An 18,743-nucleotide genomic window follows, 5' to 3' on the forward strand; every position below is an offset into this window, starting at 1 on the left:
ATGGTTCAAAGAATGAAGCAAGAAGCTCCATGCGTAAGCGTGGAGTAGTTCACATTAGTATTATTGTGTTTTACTTGATGTTGTGAAATAAATATGTCTCATTAAAGACAGCACTTATTAAAAAAATAACAGTTTAATCGATGGCCATAATGGTTTTATTATAATTCTGTGTAGAATGAATTGTTTGTACCCAACCAACAAACTTGCACAGAAATTGATGGAGGAAGATGACGTTTTGAATGTCCTCTTCTTCCAACCTTGCATAAGGTTGGCTATACTCCATAATAAAATTCCTCCTTCCTTTTTCTTTTTTTCTCAGTTAAATAAATGGCTATAAAAGTTATATATGACTAAATTTCATCCTTTTCTGCTAATTGGCATATAATTAGCAGGAGTACAAACATGAGAAAAATAGCAATAGGATTTATAGTATTTTTGCTCTGTATTTCAGCTGCAAGTGCAAGTACAGCTGAAAAAGACACGGATTTCTCTTTGATTTCCGCAGAAGACCTAGGATACAAGATCGTCCCTGCGAAAGTGGACGATGGCGGTGTTAGTGTCAGGACCGTATATGATACTATCACTCAGGGAGAGACTAACTGGCATGGTAAAACTGTAAGTTCATACACTGAGTCCTTAAAGATTGATCTCAACTGGGGAGATACAAGTGATTCACTTAAACTTTACATATATGATCCAAGTTATAATTGCCTTGGAACATTTTATGATTCATCTGATGGAAGTATCAATGGAAGAATAACTTTGTACATCAACAATGACAATGGGATTGAACAGGGAACTTGGAGATGTAGAGTTTATGGTTATTCTGTCAGTGGAACAGAAGATTATTCAATATGATGTTATATAAGGAATTTATGAAAAAATCCCTCCTTATTTTTTTATCTATTCTTTTACTTTTTATAATACCGTGCTATGGGGATTACACAATTGTTTACCATGAAGACGAAAATAAAATAACAGACAATGATGGTTTTGACACTAATTATTCTTTCTGGGATTTGCCTCTATATTTTAAACTAATAACAATCGGTGCCATTGTCCTCGCACTTGGCTGGAAGCTTGTAGCACTACTCACTGCATGGGCAAAGAAAGACCCCAATAATGAGAATCGCCTGAATATACTTAATTTCATAGAGCAAAATCCCGGCAGTACGGTCAACATGATAGAAAACGACCTCGGGCTTAAAAGAGGTACTGTGCGTTATCATGTAAATACACTGAAAGATACCGGTAAAATACTTTTGTTCAGGAACGGGAACTATGTGAGTTTGTTCCGTAATGAAACTGATCTGTGGAATAGAAGCCAGAGGCAGATAATTGAGCCTCATTTGCAGGGCGTGACATGTAAAAATGTTTGCCAACTCATATATGAAAATCCGGGTATAACGAACATGGATATTTCCGACAGATTAGGAATCACCCGGGCTGCTGTCGCGTCTCATATAAGGACGCTGGAAGACATGGGCTGTCTCATAATTGAGTACAGTGGCAAGTTCAAGAACTATTACTTGGATGATGGCTATCATCCTGATGCATTGCCTTTCTTTGAAAGGGTGCAATGAATTTGCACTTCCTTTGGCAGATAATTCCATTCGGCTTTGCTTTGGTTGCCTATCAAAGTGTTTATTGTTCTATTTCTTGAGTATACATTGCTTCTGATATTATTACACGCTTAATTTTTGGTTATTTCGATTTTAGCAAACAAAAACAGTCACATTAATGCTGCATTTATATATATATCCTTATATTTATATACCTTAAAACCTATTATATGTGTAACATTGAAGCATTGAAGGATATGTGCTTTAGCTCAGTGAATGTGTATCGTTAATTTATTTATTCACAGAAAATCTTGACCCAAGGTAAACTAGCAGGGAGGTCATATAATCAAAAACGGGATTGAAGGAAGTATATGCAGCGAAAAAGAATATTTGAATCTTATTTTGAGGTCACTAGATGTGGTTGTTTGGTCTGCAACTTTTCATGATCTCAAACTACTTTATATCAGTCCATCGTCTGAACATATCTTAGGCCTTGACCCTCAGAAGCTTATAAGCGAAAATGCTCTTTGGTATCAGTACGTCCATCCTGATGATCTGCAAATTGTGCAGAACGCTGCACAACAAAGGGAACTTGAAGGCAAGGTTTCAACAGAGTATCGCATCTTAAGAACTGACGGAAGTATCTGTTGGATCCGTGAAATTTCAGAGATCAAATATGACGCTGATAATGTTCCTGTGTTTGTAGAGGGTGTTCTTACAGATATAAACAGGAGTAAAGAAGCTGAAGAAGAATTGCACATCAGAGAAGAACGATTAAAAAGTATTGTTTCTATTCTGGAATACAGCCAGGATTCAATTCAGGATTTTCTTGATTTTGCACTCGATGAAGCAATTAAACTCACCCAGAGTCATATTGGTTACATTTATTTTTACAATGATGCAAAAAAGGAATTCATTTTAAATTCATGGTCAAAAGAAGTTATGGAAGAGTGCTCCGTCACAGAAAAACAAACTACTTATATGCTTGATCATACTGGTCTATGGGGAGAAGCCGTCAGGCAGCGCAGAGAAATAATTGTAAACGATTTTCAGGTCCATAATCCGCTGAAAAAAGGTTACCCTGAAGGTCATGTTGAACTTCTTAAGTATATGACAGTACCGGTAATCAAAAACGGTGAAGTAGTTGCTGTTGTCGGGGTAGCCAACAAAGAATCTGATTATAATGAGAATGACGTACTCGATCTGACCTTACTTATGGGATCAGTGTGGGATATTGCGGAACACATAAAGTCAGAACAGGCTCTGTTAGAAGAAGAAGCCCGAATAAGAGTTATTACCGAATCTGCACAGGATGCGATCCTGATGATGGATCCAAAGGGGGATATCTCCTTCTGGAATCCAGCTGCGGAAAGAATTATTGGATATTCAATAGAAGAAGCCATTGGCCAAAACCTGCATTTGTTTATAGTGCCTCCACGGTATTATTCAGCTCATAAGGAAGCCATCGGACGCTTCCTTAAAACCGGGCAGGGTAATGCTATAGGCAAAACACTGGAATTAGAAGCCCTTTGTAAGGATGGACAGGAAAAATCAATTGAACTATCACTTTCTGCTATTGAGCTTTCCGATGGATGGCATTCAGTGGGGATTATGCGGGATATCACTAGTCGTAAGCTTGATGAGAAAAAAATGCTGGCATATGCAGACGAATTAAAAACAAAGAATAAGGAACTTGATATAGCATTAGTTAAAGCAGAGGAAGCAACCAAAGCCAAGAGCGAGTTCCTGGCAAATATGTCTCACGAGATACGCACACCTATGAATGGTGTTATCGGTATGACCGGGCTACTTCTTGAAACGGAGCTCAGTGATGAACAAAGACATTATACTGAAACAGTGAGACTGAGTGGAGAATCACTACTTCAACTTATCAATGATATCCTTGACTTTTCCAAAATAGAGGCTGGTAAGCTTGAACTGGAAATGGTGGACTTTGACCTGCATAATATGCTGGATGATTTTGCTTCCATGGTCTCAGTAAAGGCTCATGAGAAAGAACTGGAGTTTATCTGTGCACCCGCACCCGATGTGCCTGCATGTGTCCAGGGTGACCCGGGGCGCTTGCAGCAGGTACTGACCAATCTTACCGGAAACGCGGTCAAGTTTACCCATGAGGGTGAAGTAGTTGTACAGGTGACTCTGGAATCAGAGACTGAGGCAGAAGCACTGTTACGTTTCTCAGTTCGTGATACTGGTGTCGGTATTCCTGAAAATAAAAAGCATGATCTTTTTGAAAAATTTTCTCAGGTGGATGCATCAACCACACGGCAATATGGTGGCACAGGACTTGGATTGGCAATCTCCAAACAACTGGTTGAGATGATGGGCGGTGATATAGGTGTTGAAAGTGAGAAGGGTAAAGGTTCAGAATTCTGGTTTAGAATAAGTCTTGCAAAACAGAAGGAAAGCTGCCATGAAAAGGTCCATTCTGCAGAAATAAGCGGTTTGCATATCCTGATCGTTGATGATAACGCCACAAATCGTGAGATCCTCAACAAGCGTTTAGCTTCATGGGGTGCAAAAGTAGATGAGGCCGTGGACGGTCCCACAGCACTGCAAGCTTTGTATCGTGCATATGAAGACAGCGAGCAGTACCACATGGTTATCCTCGATATGCATATGCCCGGTATGGATGGGGAATCTGTGGCAAGATTCATCAAATCCGATGCAAAACTAAAAACTGTTCATCTGGTGATGCTGAGTTCTTTAGGACAACGTTCCAATGTCCATGGCTTCGGAGAGAGGCATTTTGCAGCATATCTCACCAAACCTGTAAGGAATCAGGAATTATTAGATGTCCTATCCGGTATATTGAACACTGAAAAGCAGAGAAACAAGGTACTTACTCGTGTTTGTGCTCCTTCTGTTCCCTCTCAAATTCATAAGAACTTAAGATTATTGCTGGCTGAAGACAATATAGTAAACCAAAAAGTAGCTCAGGGTATGCTACAAAAACTGGGCTATCATGCGGATACTGTAGCCAATGGTCTGGAAGCAATAAAAGCACTGGAAATGGTGCCATACGATCTGGTACTTATGGATGTGCAGATGCCTGACATGGATGGGCTTGATGCTACTCGTCTTGTACGGAATCCTCACTCTTCAGTCCTTGATCATGAAATTCCTATTGTTGCAATGACTGCATACGCAATGAAGGGAGATAAAGAACGTTGCCTGGAAGCTGGTATGAACGATTACATCACAAAACCGGTTTCATTGCAGGCACTAATGGAATTGCTGGATAAATGGCAGAGTATACTGGAAAATGAAACAAGTCGGACTGCTATGTCTACAGAAGGGATAAAGTACTCAACTGATCTTCTAGTATTTGACAAGCCTGCACTTCTTGAAAGAGTAATGGATGATGTGGACCTTTCCAGAAGATTGATAGCAATTTTCCTTGAAGATATGCCCAAAAATATGACTGCTCTAAAGGATTGCATAGGGAAAAAAGAATTGGAAAATGTAAATGTATATGCACATAAAATAAAAGGTGCTTCTGCAAACATTGGAGGTTTGGTTTTAAGTGCTGTGGCCTCACAGATGGAGCTTGCCGGAAACAAAAATCAGGTTGATAAAATGGACATGCTTTTGGCTGAACTTGAAAAGCAGTATGATCAATTGGTTGATGAACTTAAGGATGTTTAACACAGTGTTACATCCTGTCCATTTTTTGCTGTTTTAATTTTTCCAGAATCGATTGTATATTAAAAAATCGGTCTATCTTATAAGATAGCTTTATAATGTCTCGATTGCTAAATAGAATTGGGTATATGTATGGGAATGGACAGTGACATCTGTACTTGTGAAAACAGATTATGAGTGATAGGATAATAATTCGTCCATCGTAAATGCTGGTTTTATTTTTCAAGCACGATATCCACTTAGAAACTGCCCTCCTTATATACGAGTATCCCTTATATACTGGTATCTTAAAGATATCATAAATAGGAAACATGGTGAATAAAATGTTCTGTTATCAATGTGAAGAAACTATGAATGCCACTGGCTGTACAAAGAACGGTGTATGTGGAAAGAAAGGCGAAGTTGCAGACCTTCAGGACGATCTTATCTATGTCCTAAAAAGTATCGCATTCTACAACTCAAAAGCAAGGGCAAACAATCTCAACGATGCGAAGACTGATCAGTTCATCCTCGACGGGCTTTTTGCCACAATCACTAATACCAACTTCAGCAAAGTTGACTTTGAGAAAATGATCAACGAAGGTTTTGAACTGAAGGATGGCATCAAAAAGAAACTGATGGCTGCAAATGTCATTAATGAGAAGTCCGGTTCATCCTTCCCCCGTTGGATAAAGGAGAAACTTCTTGGTGCAGTTCCAAACGCAGGTGAAGAACTTCCAATAATGGCAAAGGTCACAGCAGAGAGTATTGCCAACATAAACACAGGAGTACTTGCAACTGAGAACGAGGACATCCGCTCCCTCAGGGAATTGCTTATCTACGGTCTCAAAGGCATGGCTGCATATGCTCATCATGCAAATGTCCTTGGATACAAGGATGATGAAGTTATGGCATTCTTCGAGAAGGCGCTTCTGGCAACAATGGACGATGAGATAGGTGTCGATGAACTTGTCCCAATGGTTCTGGAATGTGGTTCAATGGGTGTCGCTACCATGGCACTGCTTGACAAGGCAAACACTACGACCTACGGTAATCCGGAGCCAACTGCAGTAAACATTGGTGTAAAGGATAATCCGGGCATCCTTATCAGTGGGCACGATCTTCACGACCTTGCACAGCTCCTTGAGCAGACACAAGGTACAGGTGTCGATGTTTATACACATGGTGAAATGCTTCCTGCAAACTCTTACCCGGCATTTAAGAAGTACGATAACTTTGTTGGAAATTATGGAGGATCATGGTGGAGGCAAAAAGAGGAATTCGAAAAGTTCAATGGTCCTATATTCATGACCACAAACTGTATCGTTCCTCCAAAAGAGTCCTACATCAACAGGATATACACAACGGGAATCGTCGGCTTTGATGGTGTAACCCACATAGATGCAGGTGAAGACGGTGGCAAGGACTTCTCATCCATCATCGAACAGGCAAAGACATGCAAATCACCGCAGCAGCTTGAAGAAGGAACCATTATGGGTGGTTTTGCACATGTAGCTGCACTCTCTGTTGCTGATAAGATCATTGAGGCTGTAAAGGCAGGACAGATCAAGAAATTCGTTGTCATGGCCGGATGTGACGGAAGGCACAAGGAGAGAGACTATTATACAGACTTTGCAGAAGCTCTTCCAAAGGACACTGTCATCCTTACAGCAGGATGTGCAAAGTACCGTTACAACAAGCTTGACCTCGGAGACATCGGTGGAATTCCAAGGATCCTCGATGCAGGACAATGTAATGACTCCTATTCACTGGTTGTCATAGCACAGGCACTTGCAAAGGCATTCGGACTTGATGACATCAACGACCTTCCAGTATCATATAATATAGCATGGTACGAACAGAAAGCATGCCTTGTCCTGCTTGCACTGCTAAGTCTTGGTGTCAAGGATATAATGCTTGGTCCGACACTGCCTGCATTCGTCTCACCAAATGTTCTCAATGTCCTGGTCGAGAACTTCAATATCAGACCAAATTCCACAGTTGAGGAGGACCTCAAGGTCCTTCTCTAAATCTTTTACCGGAATATACTTACTAAAATAATCACTTAATTTAATTTTATCCAAGGACGTGAATTAATGATAATAACAAATTACAAAGATGCAGAGAAGAAGGATAATCCACATGGGGTGACCGTTCACAAGCTCTATGATACAGAGCATGCCCAAGTAATGCACATGCAATTAAACCCTGGTGATGCACTGAAGAAGCACTCAACACCTGTTGATGTGTTTTTTTACGTCCTTGAAGGTGAGGGAATCGTAGAGATCGGTGATGAGCAGCAAACTATCACCAAGGATATGCTTGTTGAAAGTCCCGCAAAGATACCTCACAGATTAATGAATGAAAGTGACAGTCTTTTCCGTTTTCTGGTAGTGAAGGTTCCACGCCAGACCATACAGACTAAAATGATGTAAGCCGGGTTGTATCCGGCATTCTATCTTTTTCTTTATACTGTCTGGAACTGTGATTGTACCTGATTATTGTCTGTGGGAAATAGATAAATAATGATATCCAGAATATACCCTTCATACCTTTAATTCACTATATCGGAGATTATCTATGACCGACCTTGCACCTATAATGGAAAAAACGCATGAATGGGCTTCAAAATATGCAAAGAAGAAGGGTTTTATTCTGAATCCGGACGAAGAAATGCTTCAGATGGTCATCGAAGGCCTTTCAAGGAACAAACATGAACATGGAAAACAATACTGTCCATGCAGAATAATAAGTGGTGATGAAGAACAGGACCGTAAGATAATCTGTCCCTGTGTCTATCATGAGCATGAGATAAACGATGATGGGAACTGCCACTGTTCTTTGTTCTTTAAAGTCTGAAGGGTATGAAGCAAAAACGATTGTTTCAGTATAATAATACCAGGAATTTACTTCCGGAAGGTGATAATAATGGCAAATGTGATGGAAATATACCAGTTACTTCCAAAAACGAATTGTAAGGAATGCGGGAAAACCACATGTATGGCATTTGCTGTTGATCTCCTTGGACGAAAGGTAAAGGTGGATGATTGCCCTCCACTTGTGAATGAAGCAAAATATAAGGCCAACTATGAGACATTATTGGAAATGTTCGGTTCTGTGAAGGATGTCACTGAAACCGGTCTGATCGTTCATAACGAGAAGTGCATTGGTTGTGGCAATTGTGTAGTTGCATGTCCTGTTAATGTAGCCAATGATCCATTTGGTGCAGGAAGCGGAAAGGCACCTACCTCTGATAAGGTAATCTTCAAAGTAGAGGATGGTGTTGTAAAGGCAAGGAACGTGCAGGAATGCCGTCGCTTCGGTGAGAACAAGATCCTCTGTGTTGCCTGTATAGATACATGTCCGACAAAAGCAATAGAATTCGTTTAACCTGCCTTGATTCTTATTTTTAGTGTGGTGATGATTTGACTGGAGAATATTATGTTTGTACGGGTTGTGCTCTTCTCTGTGATGACATAGAGGTTGAAACAGAAGACCGCAAGCTGAGCAAAGTGCATGCTGCATGCCTTAAAGGTGTTGCACGTATGAAAGGTTGCAGTGATCCTCTGGAATGTACAGTGGATGGGGAGAAGGCTGACATTGATTCTGCTATTACAAAAGCTGCTGCCATACTCAGGAATGCAAAGAACCCGCTGATATTCGGTCATGGTAATTCAAGTTCAGAAGCACAAAAGATTTCTATCGGACTCGCAAAGAAGACCGGTGCATACATTGATGATACTTCTTCCTTCTGTCAGGGACCGATAGTAGAAGCCATACTTCAGGACAAACTCAGGACATGCACCCTTGATGATGTAAGGCACAAGGCGGATGTTATCATTTTCTGGGGAGCCGACCCTTCCAACTCACATCCTCGCCATCTATCAAGATATTCCTATTTCCCCCGTGGCAAGGAGCGCCAGAGGGGATGGGAAGAGGACAGGACTGCAATAACCATTGATATCAGGAAATCATCTACTGCTAAAATTTGCCGGGATACGCGATTCTACCAGATACCCATGAGTGCAGATGCAGAGTTCATGGATGCCATTGTAAGTGGCCTGTCTGGCAAAATTCCAAAAACATCGTTTGATTTCGACAAGAAAAGGATACTGGAACTTGCAAATGTAATGAAGAAGGCGAAGTTCGGTGTTATATGTGTTGGCCTTGGACTTGTTTATTCCCTTGAGGAACTTGAACCCCTGTTCAAATTGATGGAAAAGCTCAATGAAGTTTCCAATTTCTACTTGATACCCATGGTTGGCCAGTACAATATGAGAGGCTTTAACCAGAACCTCTTTGCAGAAACGGGATTTATAAACCGTGTGAAATTTAATAGTGAAACCGGCAATGCCAACCACGGAGCTGAGAATTCAGTTGTCGAAGCTCTCAAAAACAAGTCAGTGGATGCAGCGCTTATCATTGGCTCAGATCCATTATCAAGTCTGCCGCTTTCCGTTGCACGCTACCTTACAGAAATTCCACTCATAACCATTGACCCATGCCAGAACCTGACAGCAACAAGATCAACAGTGACCATACCCTGTGCACTTGGCGGAGTTGAAGCCGGTGGCACTGCTGTACGTATGGATGGCGTGGAAATCGAATTAAAAAAGATTGTTGAAAGTGATAATCTCTCAGATAAGGAAATACTAACAAGGATAATGGAGGCGATCTGATGGGATTCGGACAATTCCTTGCTGCACCGGAAATCAAACTGAAAATAGTGACCTACAGAGATGTGTTCCAGAACACGGCCCAGGAATCCTCACGGTTTGGTGAAGAATATGAAAAGCTCTCAGCAGTTATCAAACTCGATCTAAAGGATATATCCAAACTAACTATTAAAGAAGGAGATACTGTGATAGTAAAGAATGGCTTTGGAAAAGTTGTTGTCAAAGCACAGAAGTCAGGATATGAAGAAGCTCATCCCGGAATTGCCTATATGGTGAATAGTCCCTGGTCCAATGTTCTTGTGCCGGATGAGACTGGTGGCTCCGGAGTTCCGAAATTCAAGAATTTTGAAGTAACAGTACAGGGTGCAAAGGGCGAGAAGGTTACGGGGATAAGGGCTCTGTAGAAAACCGACTTCCTACTTTATTTTAATATCATGATTTAAAAAGAATTAATCCTTAGCATTATCTGCTACCGAAAACACAAAGGGGATGATTGTGTTTGTTTCAGATTGAAAATATGTAACTCTCATTAAATTTTTGATTCAATGGCTAGTCTAATAAGTTTTTAAAGTTTCCGGATACAGCACAAGCTATATCAGGAAACTCACATCTTCAAATGTATAGTGCAAATATTCTAAAAAAGAATATACTCAACATTATTTAATGGTACTTAAGAAAAAGGATCAAGGGAAAGTTCCGTAGAAAAATGGTATGGGAATTTGACAAGGAATTATACCATAACAGAAACTTGGTTGAAACGATGTTATCCGTTCTGAAAAGAAAATACGGAGAATATGTAAAGGCAAAAAGCACTGGAATAGAACAAAGGAAGTTAAATTCAAAATATTAGTGCATAACCTTGACATACCTGTCAAGGTTATACGTGTTGTCAAAATGAGGATTTCTACAGAGACATTTTTTAGGCTCTGCAAAATAACTATTATAATCATGATCCATGGCCAAAATTATGCAAAAATAATCACTATTTTGAGCACATGTAGAACTGACTGCTATTCAATCTATATAGAATAAATTCTTTTCAACTCTTATGGGCCATCGTTAGTACGAATCATTACTCTGAATCTTTTGATACTTTCAGTATAGTCAAAAATAAATCTATGCCCCCATGATTAATCTGCCCACTCAATGTGAATACCATAATAGTTATCGCCAACTTTCAGGAAGTCAGTTTCATTGCTCTGCAGAATCTGGCTGAATTCATCTATATTTTTCATAACATCTTCATCCTTATAAGGAATTTTGATTTCATTCCCTGGAGAAGACACTGCTTTCTGTATATAGGGATAATTTTCCAGTTTATTTAGAGTAAATTCCACAAAATTGTCTGGTTCCCCCGGGAGTTGCTCTGCCCATACATAGAGACCTGCTCCGGGACTGTATATAGCTGAAATGAAGTAAGCTAATGCAATAACAACTAAAAATGCAATAAAGCTGCCAATGACTTTTAAACCTGTATTTCGTTTCATTCTATCATCCTCATAAAAATAAAGTAGAGTTTCCCCTACCCATATATTTGCTTAGAAATGATATCTATTATTTTCAATAGTAGCATCACAGTTGCTACACCAAACATTTTGTGACATCATATAGTCATAGGACATAATACAAACTGGTCCTAAATAACCATGATCTGGACAACCATAATTATGAGATGCTTCGTGCTGTGCAACATGCCAATCTCAATTAAATGAAATCTGGTGTTTCATTATCCATGCATCGCCGCCGTAAGTATTAATGCCTTCAGCTCTACCCCTCACATCCGTAGCTTGATTCGTGAAAATTGCCATCATATCCATGCCCTGTTGATTAGAATTCCAACCAGTCTCACTCTGGGCTTCTGCCATTAATATACTTGTACTATCCTCACCATCTGTACTATCCCATTCGGAATACTTGTTAACTATAAAATTTATGTCATGATCTGCATAGAATGCATTATCTGCGGATTCTATAGTATCATATGCCTCCTGTTGCCGCCAAAGTGACTCCTGTACTCTTCATCTGCAACAATCCATACATATACACTCACAATAGATGTTCTATCTACTGATGATTGATTACTCTGTACAGATATTAGATCGTTAATTCCGGCATTTGTTAGATTTTTTGAATAGTTTTCAGGCAAATATTTCAGATCTTCAAAACTCTCAATCTTTGCTCCATCCAGCTTCAGATCATCTTCCAAGAGCTTTCTAGCTGTTTCGTTTGTCTTAGCCAATTCGCGGATTTCATCTGTTGACAGACGATTGAATTCGTCTCCTTCTTCAGACCAAGGAGTACCGATTAATTCAACTTTAGTATCCCTTTTTGCACTTGACATTGGTATCATTGCAACACTTGAAAAAAGTATTGCTATGATTAACAAGCTAAATACTGTTCTTTTTGTATTCATTCTTTTTTCCTCATTATCTCTCACTGTTTGGATTTCTATAATATTTCTTTACTAAACAAAGACAAATTAAGATGGTACTATATAATTTTTATGGCCATCGATTAAATAGTTTAAACAGTTGTGGCAAGCTAGAAAATGTACAGCATTATAATCAAGAAGATTTCAAAAGCTCAATAGAAATTGGGCTCTGTAGAAACCCTACTTCTATTTTTATTTTAGCATAACCATTTAAAAAGGATTAATCCTCTGAGTATTACTTACTACAACTTACTACAACTTACTACAAGAAAACACAAAGGGGAAGATTGTGTTTGTTCCAGATATATAAATAAATTACATCTTAATTTAAATTTATCCATTTTAAACTTAAAAATAAGTCCTCAGAAGGTAGGAATTGTCGGACAGCCTGTAAAGCAATGTCATAAAACTCGCAAATCAAAGTACTATGTCATGGACAAAGGTTACGACTCAGAAATATACATTTAATAACAAGAGAGCAACTAAATGCAATAGCTATGATTCCTTTGAGAAAAAGGAAAAGAATCAAAGGAAAAGATCGTAGAAAAATGGTATGGGAATTTGCTGAAGAATTATATCATAACAGAAATCAGGTTGAAACGATGTTCTTTGTTCTGAAACGAAAATATGGAGGGGAAAAGAAAGGCTAAAAAATACTGGAATCAAACAAAAGAGGTTAAATTCAAACAATTAGTTCATAACCTTGACAGGTATGTCCAGGTTATATTTAGTATTCGAATAAGGATTTCTACAGAGCCGGGGGAAGATCCATTTTTTAGTTACCCTCACTTTTTAATATTTAGTTGTTGTAGGCATCATAGATCTGCCAGACCCATACAATGAGTCCCAGTAGATAGCCTATGATGATGAATTGTAAGAACCAGCAGATTACAAGGACTGTCCATATGCCGATTGCCTTGAAAAATTCGCCTTTTATTATCTGCCCTAAACCTGGTATAAAAAATGAAAGTAGTGCAGGAACACCGTATTTTTGATTGCTGCTCATATTATAGCCCTTAATCGATGGAATTAATAACCACAAACTATATTCTACTCTGGTATATAAAGCCTTTAGGAGAACTGCTTTCTGATTGAACAAAAATGATGAAGTGATCCTGGGAAATAGTAAAACTTTTAATCCATGGGTACCTTAGACAGGTATAGGCGACGATATAAATGCTTACGACTAAATTATTTATTCATTCTTTCCCGATTTGCAGGTGATTTTGTTCTTTATGATGTCTATTTTAATATCATCTAAAATTATATATTTGATTAGCGCTAGAACGGATGAAATAAGTAGGGATTGAGTGTGACCGATCAAATATTTTCTTTTTATAAGTTCCTTTTTGCCGGAGGTTTACCTCACAATGCATAAGATTTGTACTGATATAACAATTGAAGCTCCTATTAATGTGGTCTGGGAAATCCTGACAAATTTTGATGAATATGAAACGTGGAATCCTTTTATAACGAGAATGAAAGGAAAGTTTGAACTTGGTTCAAAACTCGATGTTTTTATGCAGCCTCCGGGAATGAAGGGTACGAATTTCACTCCTGTAATTACAAAAATAGAACCTGTAAATGAGTTCAGGTGGATAGGTAATTTGTGGGTCAGAGGCATCTTTGACGGAGAGCATGTGTACAGGCTTGAGGAACTGGGAAATGACCGGTCAAGGCTGATACAGTGCGAAAGGTTCAGAGGTATTATGGCTCCGCTTATACTGCACATTATTGGTGAGAAGACAAGAAAAGGCTTTGAAAAAATGAACAACAGCCTTAAGAGAGAATGTGAAAAAATACAGGAACAAGGGATTACACAAAATGCGCCCTTGGTCTGATAACTTTGTTATCATCATATTGTTCCATGCAGTGGGCTATCCATCCTGAAACCCTTCCCATTGCAAATATAGACGTTGCGAGTTCAGCAGGAATATCAAGATACTTGTACACCACGGCAGAATAGAAATCAACATTAGGATATATTGGTTTGCCCTTAACTTCGACAAATTCATGGAACAGTATGTGTTCAAGTTCTTCAGCTAGATCAAACCAGTAGCTGTTGCCGTTTTCAATTGACAGTCTTCTGGCAACATCCTTGTAAATTCTTGCTCTGGGATCCAATGTCTTGTAAACACGATGGCCAAAGCCCATTATCTTCTCTTTTCTTTCAAGTTTTCCAAGAACATAGCTCTGGACATTCTCTATGCTGCTAACTTCATCCAGCATATCCATTACTCCTTTTCTGGCACCACCATGCAAAGGTCCTTTTAGGGTACAAAGACCACATATGACTGCAGAATAGATATCTGAAAGGGTTGATGCTGCAATCCTCAATGCAAAAGTTGAAGGATTCAGTTCATGTTCTGCGCTCAGTATAAGATCCTTCTCCATTGCTTCAGCTTCAAGTTCTGTTGGGATCCTGCCTGTGAGCATGTAAAGGAAGTTAGCACCATGGGATAGCTCCTCATTGGGTTCAATGGGTTTCTGATTAAAACTTGCACGATGTAAAGCTGCAACAATAGTCGGAAATTTTGCAACAAGTTTTATAGACTTGTTTTTATTGGCATCCGGTGAATGATAGTTATTTTCAAGATCAAAATGCGCTGTGCAGGAAATAGCAGTTCTTAACCCGTCAAGAGCGTCAAATCCAAAATCAAATTCCTTGAGGACTTCAATTTGTTTGCCATTGATATTACGATTATTTTTAATTTCCCGGGAAAATTCGGATAATTCGGTTTCATCGGGGAGCTTTCCATTAATAAGCAGATAAGATACTGCATCATAAGGAAGATCTACAAGCTCTTCTATCTTGATTCCCCTGTACATCAGGATTCCCTGGATACCGTCAATGAAGGATATTTTTGTATCCAAAGCTACTACGCCTTCAAGGCCTTTTTTCATCTCTTCCATTTAAAATCCCCCAATGGTTAAAGTGTACGTTTTGCCAAAATAGGTCCAATTACACTTTTTAATTGTCAATATATAAACTTTGCTGGATTTTCGCCGCCATAATATAATTATATTCTGAGGAAATATGAACATAACATTCAAACAGAAAAAGAGAATGAACAGTTCATTCTCCGTTTATACTATCTCTAAGGAATTTGTGAAGGATGCCACCATTCATGTAATACTCTATTTCAATATCAGAGTTCAGGCGTACAAGGACATTAAAAGTTTTTTCGATTCCCTTATCTGATCTTGCAATAACTGTGAGTTCACCGAACGGTTTGAGTTCATCAATGCCTTTGATAGTGAATGTTTCTTTACCATCAAGTCCAAGGACTTCTGCAGATTCTCCTTCCCTGAACTGCAGCGGAAGTACTCCCATACCAACAAGGTTACTGCGGTGTATTCTCTCATACGATTCCGCAATAACTGCCTTGATACCAAGCAACTGGGTACCTTTTGCAGCCCAGTCACGTGAACTTCCAGTACCATATTCCTTACCGGCAATAACTACAAGTGGAGTACCTTCTTCTACGTACTTCATAGCAGCATCATAGATTGGCAGTTCCTGGTTTTCGGGCTGGTGTATGGTCCATGAACCTTCTTTGCTTCCAACAAGCCTGTTCTTAAGGCGCACATTTCCAAATGTACCTCTCATCATAACTTCATGGTTACCACGCCTGGAACCGTATGAATTAAAGTTCTTTTCATCTACTCCCTTTGAGATCAGATACTGACCTGCAGGATAGCTTGAGGGAATTGAGCCTGCCGGAGATATGTGGTCTGTAGTTATACTGTCAGCAACCATCACAAGAGCACGTGCATCTTTGATGTCGCTCAGTTTGTCCACATTAAGTGGGAAATCCTTGAAAAAAGGTGGTTCTTGGATATATGTTGAATTCTGGTCCCAGCCATAGAGTAATCCTTTCGGTGCATCCAGGCTTCTCCAGAGATCAGTACCCTTGTAGACATTGGAATACTGCTCAATGAACATTTCAGGAGTTACAGCTTTGTGAATGCATTCATCAAGTTCTTCCTTGCCAGGCCATATATCTTTAAGGAAGACCGGCTGACCGTTAGGGTCACAGGCTATAGGCTCTTTCATAAGATCGATATCAACTGTGCCTGCAAGTGCGTAGGCAACAACAAGCATTGGTGATGCTAAGTAGTTTGCTTTTACCTGGGAGTTTATCCTGCCCTCAAAGTTCCTGTTTCCACTAAGAACTGCTGCAACTGTGAGATCCTTTTCTTCTATCACACTTGAGACCGCTTCCCGTAGAGGGCCACTGTTTCCTATGCATGTAAGACAACCATAGCCTACAAGATGGAACCCTAGTGCATCGAGATAAGGCATAAGGTTGGCTGTCTTGAGGTAATCAGTAACTACACGGGAACCAGGTGCAAGACTTGTCTTTACGAAAGGTTTTACCTTAAGTCCCTTTTCGACAGCTTTCTTTGCAACCAATCCGGCCCCGATCATAAGAGATGGACTGGATGTGTTAGTACAGGATGTGATAGATGCAATAACAACTGATCCGTGTGTAACAGCAACTACATCGTCTGCACACTTTATTTTAGTAATACCTGTTTGATGTGGATGTGTGATCTCTGAAACACTGTATCCGCCTTCCCCAAGCCAGCGGCTGTAGTCAGGATCATCACCGTTAGCATTTTTACCACTCTTTGCAGTGAAAACATCTTTTATCGTCTGGTGGAAAGCTCTTGACATTTCCTGAACAGGTATGCGGTCCTGTGGTCTTTTTGGTCCTGCAAGACTTGGTTCTACCGTGCTGATGTCAAGTTCAAGTGTTGATGTAAAGTCAGGCTCAACTGCTCCTTCTTCAAGGAAAAGGCTCTGCTCTTTACAGTACTGCCTTACAAGGTTTACCTGTTCTTCGCCTCTGCCTGTCATGAGCATGTAGTCCAGAGTAATCTCATCCACCGGGCAGAATCCCATTGTAGCACCGTATTCAGGAGCCATATTTGCAAGTACTGCTCTGTCAGTCAGTTCCAATGTTTTGTATCCTGGTCCGTAGAATTCCACAAATTTGCCAACAACTCCATGTTGTCTGAGCATTTCCACAACTGTAAGCACAAGGTCTGTGGACGTGATACCATCCCTAAGTTCTCCTGTGAGCTTAAAGCCTACAACTTCAGGAATTGGCATATAGTATGGTTGACCGAGCATAACAGCTTCAGCTTCAATTCCACCGACACCCCAACCAAGGACACCAAGTCCGTTTATCATGGTGGTATGGGAATCAGTACCTACAAGTGTATCAGGATAAGCGACAAGTTCGCCACCTTTTTCTCTCAGGTGGACAACTGATGCAAGGTACTCAAGGTTTACCTGGTGGATTATACCACTTGCAGGTGGCACTACTCTTAGATTATCAAAGGCATTCTGGGCCCAGTGTAGTAATTCATACCTTTCCTTGTTGCGGTGGAACTCATATTTCTCATTGCAGTTGCGGGCATAGGAAGTTCCATAGTAATCTACCTGTATTGAGTGGTCAATTACAAGGTCTGCAGGAATAACAGGATTGATCGCTGAAGGGTCACCACCCAGTCTTTTCATGGCTGACCTTATGGCAGCAAGGTCCACTACTGCAGGAACGCCTGTAAAGTCCTGCATGAGAACTCTTGAAGGAATGAATGGTATGTCTATTGCAGGAACTCCTTTAGGACTCCAGCCTGCAAGGTTTTTCACATCATCTTCGGTAATTACTTTACCATCTACATTCCTGAGTATCGCTTCAAGCAAAACACGGATGGAGTAAGGTAATCTGGAAATGCTGGTAATTCCCAGTTCTTCCAGCTTATGTAAGCTATAGAAGTTTACCTTTTTATCGCCGATATTGATGGTCTGTTTGGATCCGAAAGGATCTTTAAAATCATCACTTGTCATAATGTCACCTCTTAAAATATAATCTTTGATTATGATATTTGTATAAGATCAAAACCGACTTTCTGCCGGATTTCTGTACCTGTGCCTTCTGGCACTCCTATCCATTCACATATATTCCCCGCTTTTTCTATTATAATAACACAATAGTGACTTGTCTGCAGGGTGTTTTGACTAGGGAATAAAAACCTGCATTGGAATAAATAAGTTTGCCCTCATGAAACCTTTTCCATGAACTATTTTTGATGTCCAATTGTACCGTTAAAAAATATGGATAATCAAGATTTGTAATATCACAGAGACACGGTTCAGACAGAATCCAAGATATCTGATGGGAAATGTAGGATTGTTTGGATGTGGTTGTGTGTGCACAATTAAGTACAGTATTCAAGATTATCTTCGTGAATATGCAGAAATTGTTGGACTAAGGAAAAAACAGTTATCGGTTGGATTTGCAGGTGTGGGGAAGAACGGGAGTATTTTGTTTTAACTTGCATCAAATGAAAGCACTAACAAACAAGGGAATTATTCAGTATAGTGGAAGCTACATTAAATCAAGGAATATTTACCAG

At 39.7% G+C, this 18,743-nt stretch carries 16 protein-coding genes and 2 pseudogenes; 12 read left to right on the plus strand and 6 right to left on the minus strand.

Annotation, left to right across the window (positions count from 1 at the left end; translation table 11 throughout):
* Window positions 1-402 precede the first annotated feature (402 nt).
* From QZZ23_RS09985 to QZZ23_RS10030, 10 genes and pseudogenes are all read left to right on the plus strand, one after another.
* Entirely contained in the window at window positions 403-858 is a 456-nt protein-coding gene (locus QZZ23_RS09985; RefSeq protein ID WP_292469579.1) for a peptidase domain-containing protein, read from the plus strand.
* A gap of 17 nt (window positions 859-875) precedes the next feature.
* Complete coding sequence (locus QZZ23_RS09990) at window positions 876-1,583, plus strand: winged helix-turn-helix transcriptional regulator (RefSeq protein WP_292469582.1); 708 nt, start codon at window positions 876-878, stop codon at window positions 1,581-1,583.
* A gap of 369 nt (window positions 1,584-1,952) precedes the next feature.
* Complete coding sequence (locus QZZ23_RS09995) at window positions 1,953-5,231, plus strand: response regulator (protein ID WP_292469584.1); 3,279 nt, start codon at window positions 1,953-1,955, stop codon at window positions 5,229-5,231.
* A gap of 320 nt (window positions 5,232-5,551) precedes the next feature.
* Complete coding sequence (gene hcp, locus QZZ23_RS10000) at window positions 5,552-7,237, plus strand: hydroxylamine reductase (protein WP_292469587.1); 1,686 nt, start codon at window positions 5,552-5,554, stop codon at window positions 7,235-7,237.
* 66 nt (window positions 7,238-7,303) lie between these two features.
* Entirely contained in the window at window positions 7,304-7,642 is a 339-nt protein-coding gene (locus tag QZZ23_RS10005; protein WP_292469589.1) for a cupin domain-containing protein, read from the plus strand.
* 145 nt (window positions 7,643-7,787) lie between these two features.
* Complete coding sequence (locus QZZ23_RS10010) at window positions 7,788-8,066, plus strand: ferredoxin-thioredoxin reductase catalytic domain-containing protein (RefSeq protein ID WP_292469591.1); 279 nt, start codon at window positions 7,788-7,790, stop codon at window positions 8,064-8,066.
* 69 nt (window positions 8,067-8,135) lie between these two features.
* Entirely contained in the window at window positions 8,136-8,597 is a 462-nt protein-coding gene (locus QZZ23_RS10015) for a (Fe-S)-binding protein (RefSeq protein ID WP_292469593.1), read from the plus strand.
* A 35-nt stretch (window positions 8,598-8,632) separates the two neighbouring features.
* Window positions 8,633-9,886, plus strand: a complete 1,254-nt coding sequence (locus tag QZZ23_RS10020) for a formylmethanofuran dehydrogenase subunit B (RefSeq protein ID WP_292469595.1) — start codon at window positions 8,633-8,635, stop codon at window positions 9,884-9,886.
* The gene (locus tag QZZ23_RS10025; RefSeq protein WP_292469597.1) at window positions 9,886-10,287 is read left to right on the plus strand and encodes a molybdopterin dinucleotide binding domain-containing protein; all 402 of its coding nucleotides are present in this window, start codon (window positions 9,886-9,888) and stop codon (window positions 10,285-10,287) included. Before QZZ23_RS10020 ends, QZZ23_RS10025 begins: the two co-directional genes overlap by 1 nt.
* A 269-nt stretch (window positions 10,288-10,556) precedes the next feature.
* A pseudogene (locus QZZ23_RS10030) lies at window positions 10,557-10,795 on the plus strand (IS5/IS1182 family transposase); the annotation flags it as partial.
* Window positions 10,796-11,013: 218 nt separating this feature from the next.
* On the opposite strand, the gene QZZ23_RS10035 reads toward QZZ23_RS10030, so the two are convergent.
* The 3 genes from QZZ23_RS10035 to QZZ23_RS10045 form a co-directional block, all read right to left on the minus strand.
* A complete protein-coding gene (locus QZZ23_RS10035) occupies window positions 11,014-11,370 on the minus strand; it encodes a hypothetical protein (RefSeq protein ID WP_292469600.1) in 357 nt (118 codons plus the stop codon).
* A 213-nt stretch (window positions 11,371-11,583) separates the two neighbouring features.
* Window positions 11,584-11,856 carry a M12 family metallo-peptidase gene (locus QZZ23_RS10040; RefSeq protein ID WP_366931343.1) on the minus strand — a complete coding sequence of 91 codons (273 nt, stop codon included), beginning with the start codon at window positions 11,854-11,856 and terminating at the stop codon, window positions 11,584-11,586.
* Complete coding sequence (locus QZZ23_RS10045; protein WP_292469603.1) at window positions 11,853-12,296, minus strand: hypothetical protein; 444 nt, start codon at window positions 12,294-12,296, stop codon at window positions 11,853-11,855. Before QZZ23_RS10045 ends, QZZ23_RS10040 begins: the two co-directional genes overlap by 4 nt.
* 411 nt (window positions 12,297-12,707) lie before the next feature.
* Here QZZ23_RS10045 and QZZ23_RS10050 point away from each other — a divergent pair.
* Window positions 12,708-13,157, plus strand: a pseudogene (locus QZZ23_RS10050) (transposase); the annotation flags it as partial.
* On the opposite strand, the gene QZZ23_RS10055 reads toward QZZ23_RS10050, so the two are convergent.
* Window positions 13,114-13,320 carry a hypothetical protein gene (locus QZZ23_RS10055; protein WP_292469606.1) on the minus strand — a complete coding sequence of 69 codons (207 nt, stop codon included), beginning with the start codon at window positions 13,318-13,320 and terminating at the stop codon, window positions 13,114-13,116. The pseudogene QZZ23_RS10050 and the gene QZZ23_RS10055 overlap by 44 nt on opposite strands.
* A gap of 364 nt (window positions 13,321-13,684) precedes the next feature.
* Between QZZ23_RS10055 and QZZ23_RS10060 the strand changes: the two genes are divergently transcribed.
* A complete protein-coding gene (locus QZZ23_RS10060; protein ID WP_292469609.1) occupies window positions 13,685-14,155 on the plus strand; it encodes an SRPBCC domain-containing protein in 471 nt (156 codons plus the stop codon).
* Here QZZ23_RS10060 and QZZ23_RS10065 read toward each other — a convergent pair.
* Both QZZ23_RS10065 and acnA read right to left on the minus strand, forming a co-directional pair.
* Window positions 14,130-15,227: a citrate/2-methylcitrate synthase gene (locus tag QZZ23_RS10065; RefSeq protein ID WP_292469612.1), complete on the minus strand. Its 1,098-nt coding sequence runs from the start codon at window positions 15,225-15,227 to the stop codon at window positions 14,130-14,132. The two genes, QZZ23_RS10060 and QZZ23_RS10065, sit on opposite strands and share 26 nt — an antisense overlap.
* Before the next feature lie 163 nt (window positions 15,228-15,390).
* The gene (gene acnA, locus QZZ23_RS10070; RefSeq protein ID WP_292469614.1) at window positions 15,391-18,174 is read right to left on the minus strand and encodes an aconitate hydratase AcnA; all 2,784 of its coding nucleotides are present in this window, start codon (window positions 18,172-18,174) and stop codon (window positions 15,391-15,393) included.
* Between the last annotated feature and the right edge of the window lie 569 nt (window positions 18,175-18,743).

It is taken from the genome of Methanolobus sp. (genome assembly GCF_016278385.1).
Classification (GTDB): Archaea; Halobacteriota; Methanosarcinia; order Methanosarcinales; family Methanosarcinaceae; genus Methanolobus.

What these genes read in the sequence shown, in the direction of transcription:
- QZZ23_RS09985 (WP_292469579.1), top strand. Translation starts at nt 403, where the DNA reads ATGAGAAAAATAGCAATAGGATTTATAGTATTTTTGCTCTGTATTTCA.
- QZZ23_RS09990 (WP_292469582.1), top strand. Translation starts at nt 876, where the DNA reads ATGAAAAAATCCCTCCTTATTTTTTTATCTATTCTTTTACTTTTTATA.
- hcp (WP_292469587.1), top strand. Translation starts at nt 5,552, where the DNA reads ATGTTCTGTTATCAATGTGAAGAAACTATGAATGCCACTGGCTGTACA.
- QZZ23_RS10005 (WP_292469589.1), top strand. Translation starts at nt 7,304, where the DNA reads ATGATAATAACAAATTACAAAGATGCAGAGAAGAAGGATAATCCACAT.
- QZZ23_RS10010 (WP_292469591.1), top strand. Translation starts at nt 7,788, where the DNA reads ATGACCGACCTTGCACCTATAATGGAAAAAACGCATGAATGGGCTTCA.
- QZZ23_RS10015 (WP_292469593.1), top strand. Translation starts at nt 8,136, where the DNA reads ATGGCAAATGTGATGGAAATATACCAGTTACTTCCAAAAACGAATTGT.
- QZZ23_RS10025 (WP_292469597.1), top strand. Translation starts at nt 9,886, where the DNA reads ATGGGATTCGGACAATTCCTTGCTGCACCGGAAATCAAACTGAAAATA.
- QZZ23_RS10035 (WP_292469600.1), bottom strand. Translation starts at nt 11,370, where the DNA reads ATGAAACGAAATACAGGTTTAAAAGTCATTGGCAGCTTTATTGCATTT.
- QZZ23_RS10045 (WP_292469603.1), bottom strand. Translation starts at nt 12,296, where the DNA reads ATGAATACAAAAAGAACAGTATTTAGCTTGTTAATCATAGCAATACTT.
- QZZ23_RS10055 (WP_292469606.1), bottom strand. Translation starts at nt 13,320, where the DNA reads ATGAGCAGCAATCAAAAATACGGTGTTCCTGCACTACTTTCATTTTTT.
- QZZ23_RS10060 (WP_292469609.1), top strand. Translation starts at nt 13,685, where the DNA reads ATGCATAAGATTTGTACTGATATAACAATTGAAGCTCCTATTAATGTG.
- QZZ23_RS10065 (WP_292469612.1), bottom strand. Translation starts at nt 15,227, where the DNA reads ATGGAAGAGATGAAAAAAGGCCTTGAAGGCGTAGTAGCTTTGGATACA.
- acnA (WP_292469614.1), bottom strand. Translation starts at nt 18,174, where the DNA reads ATGACAAGTGATGATTTTAAAGATCCTTTCGGATCCAAACAGACCATC.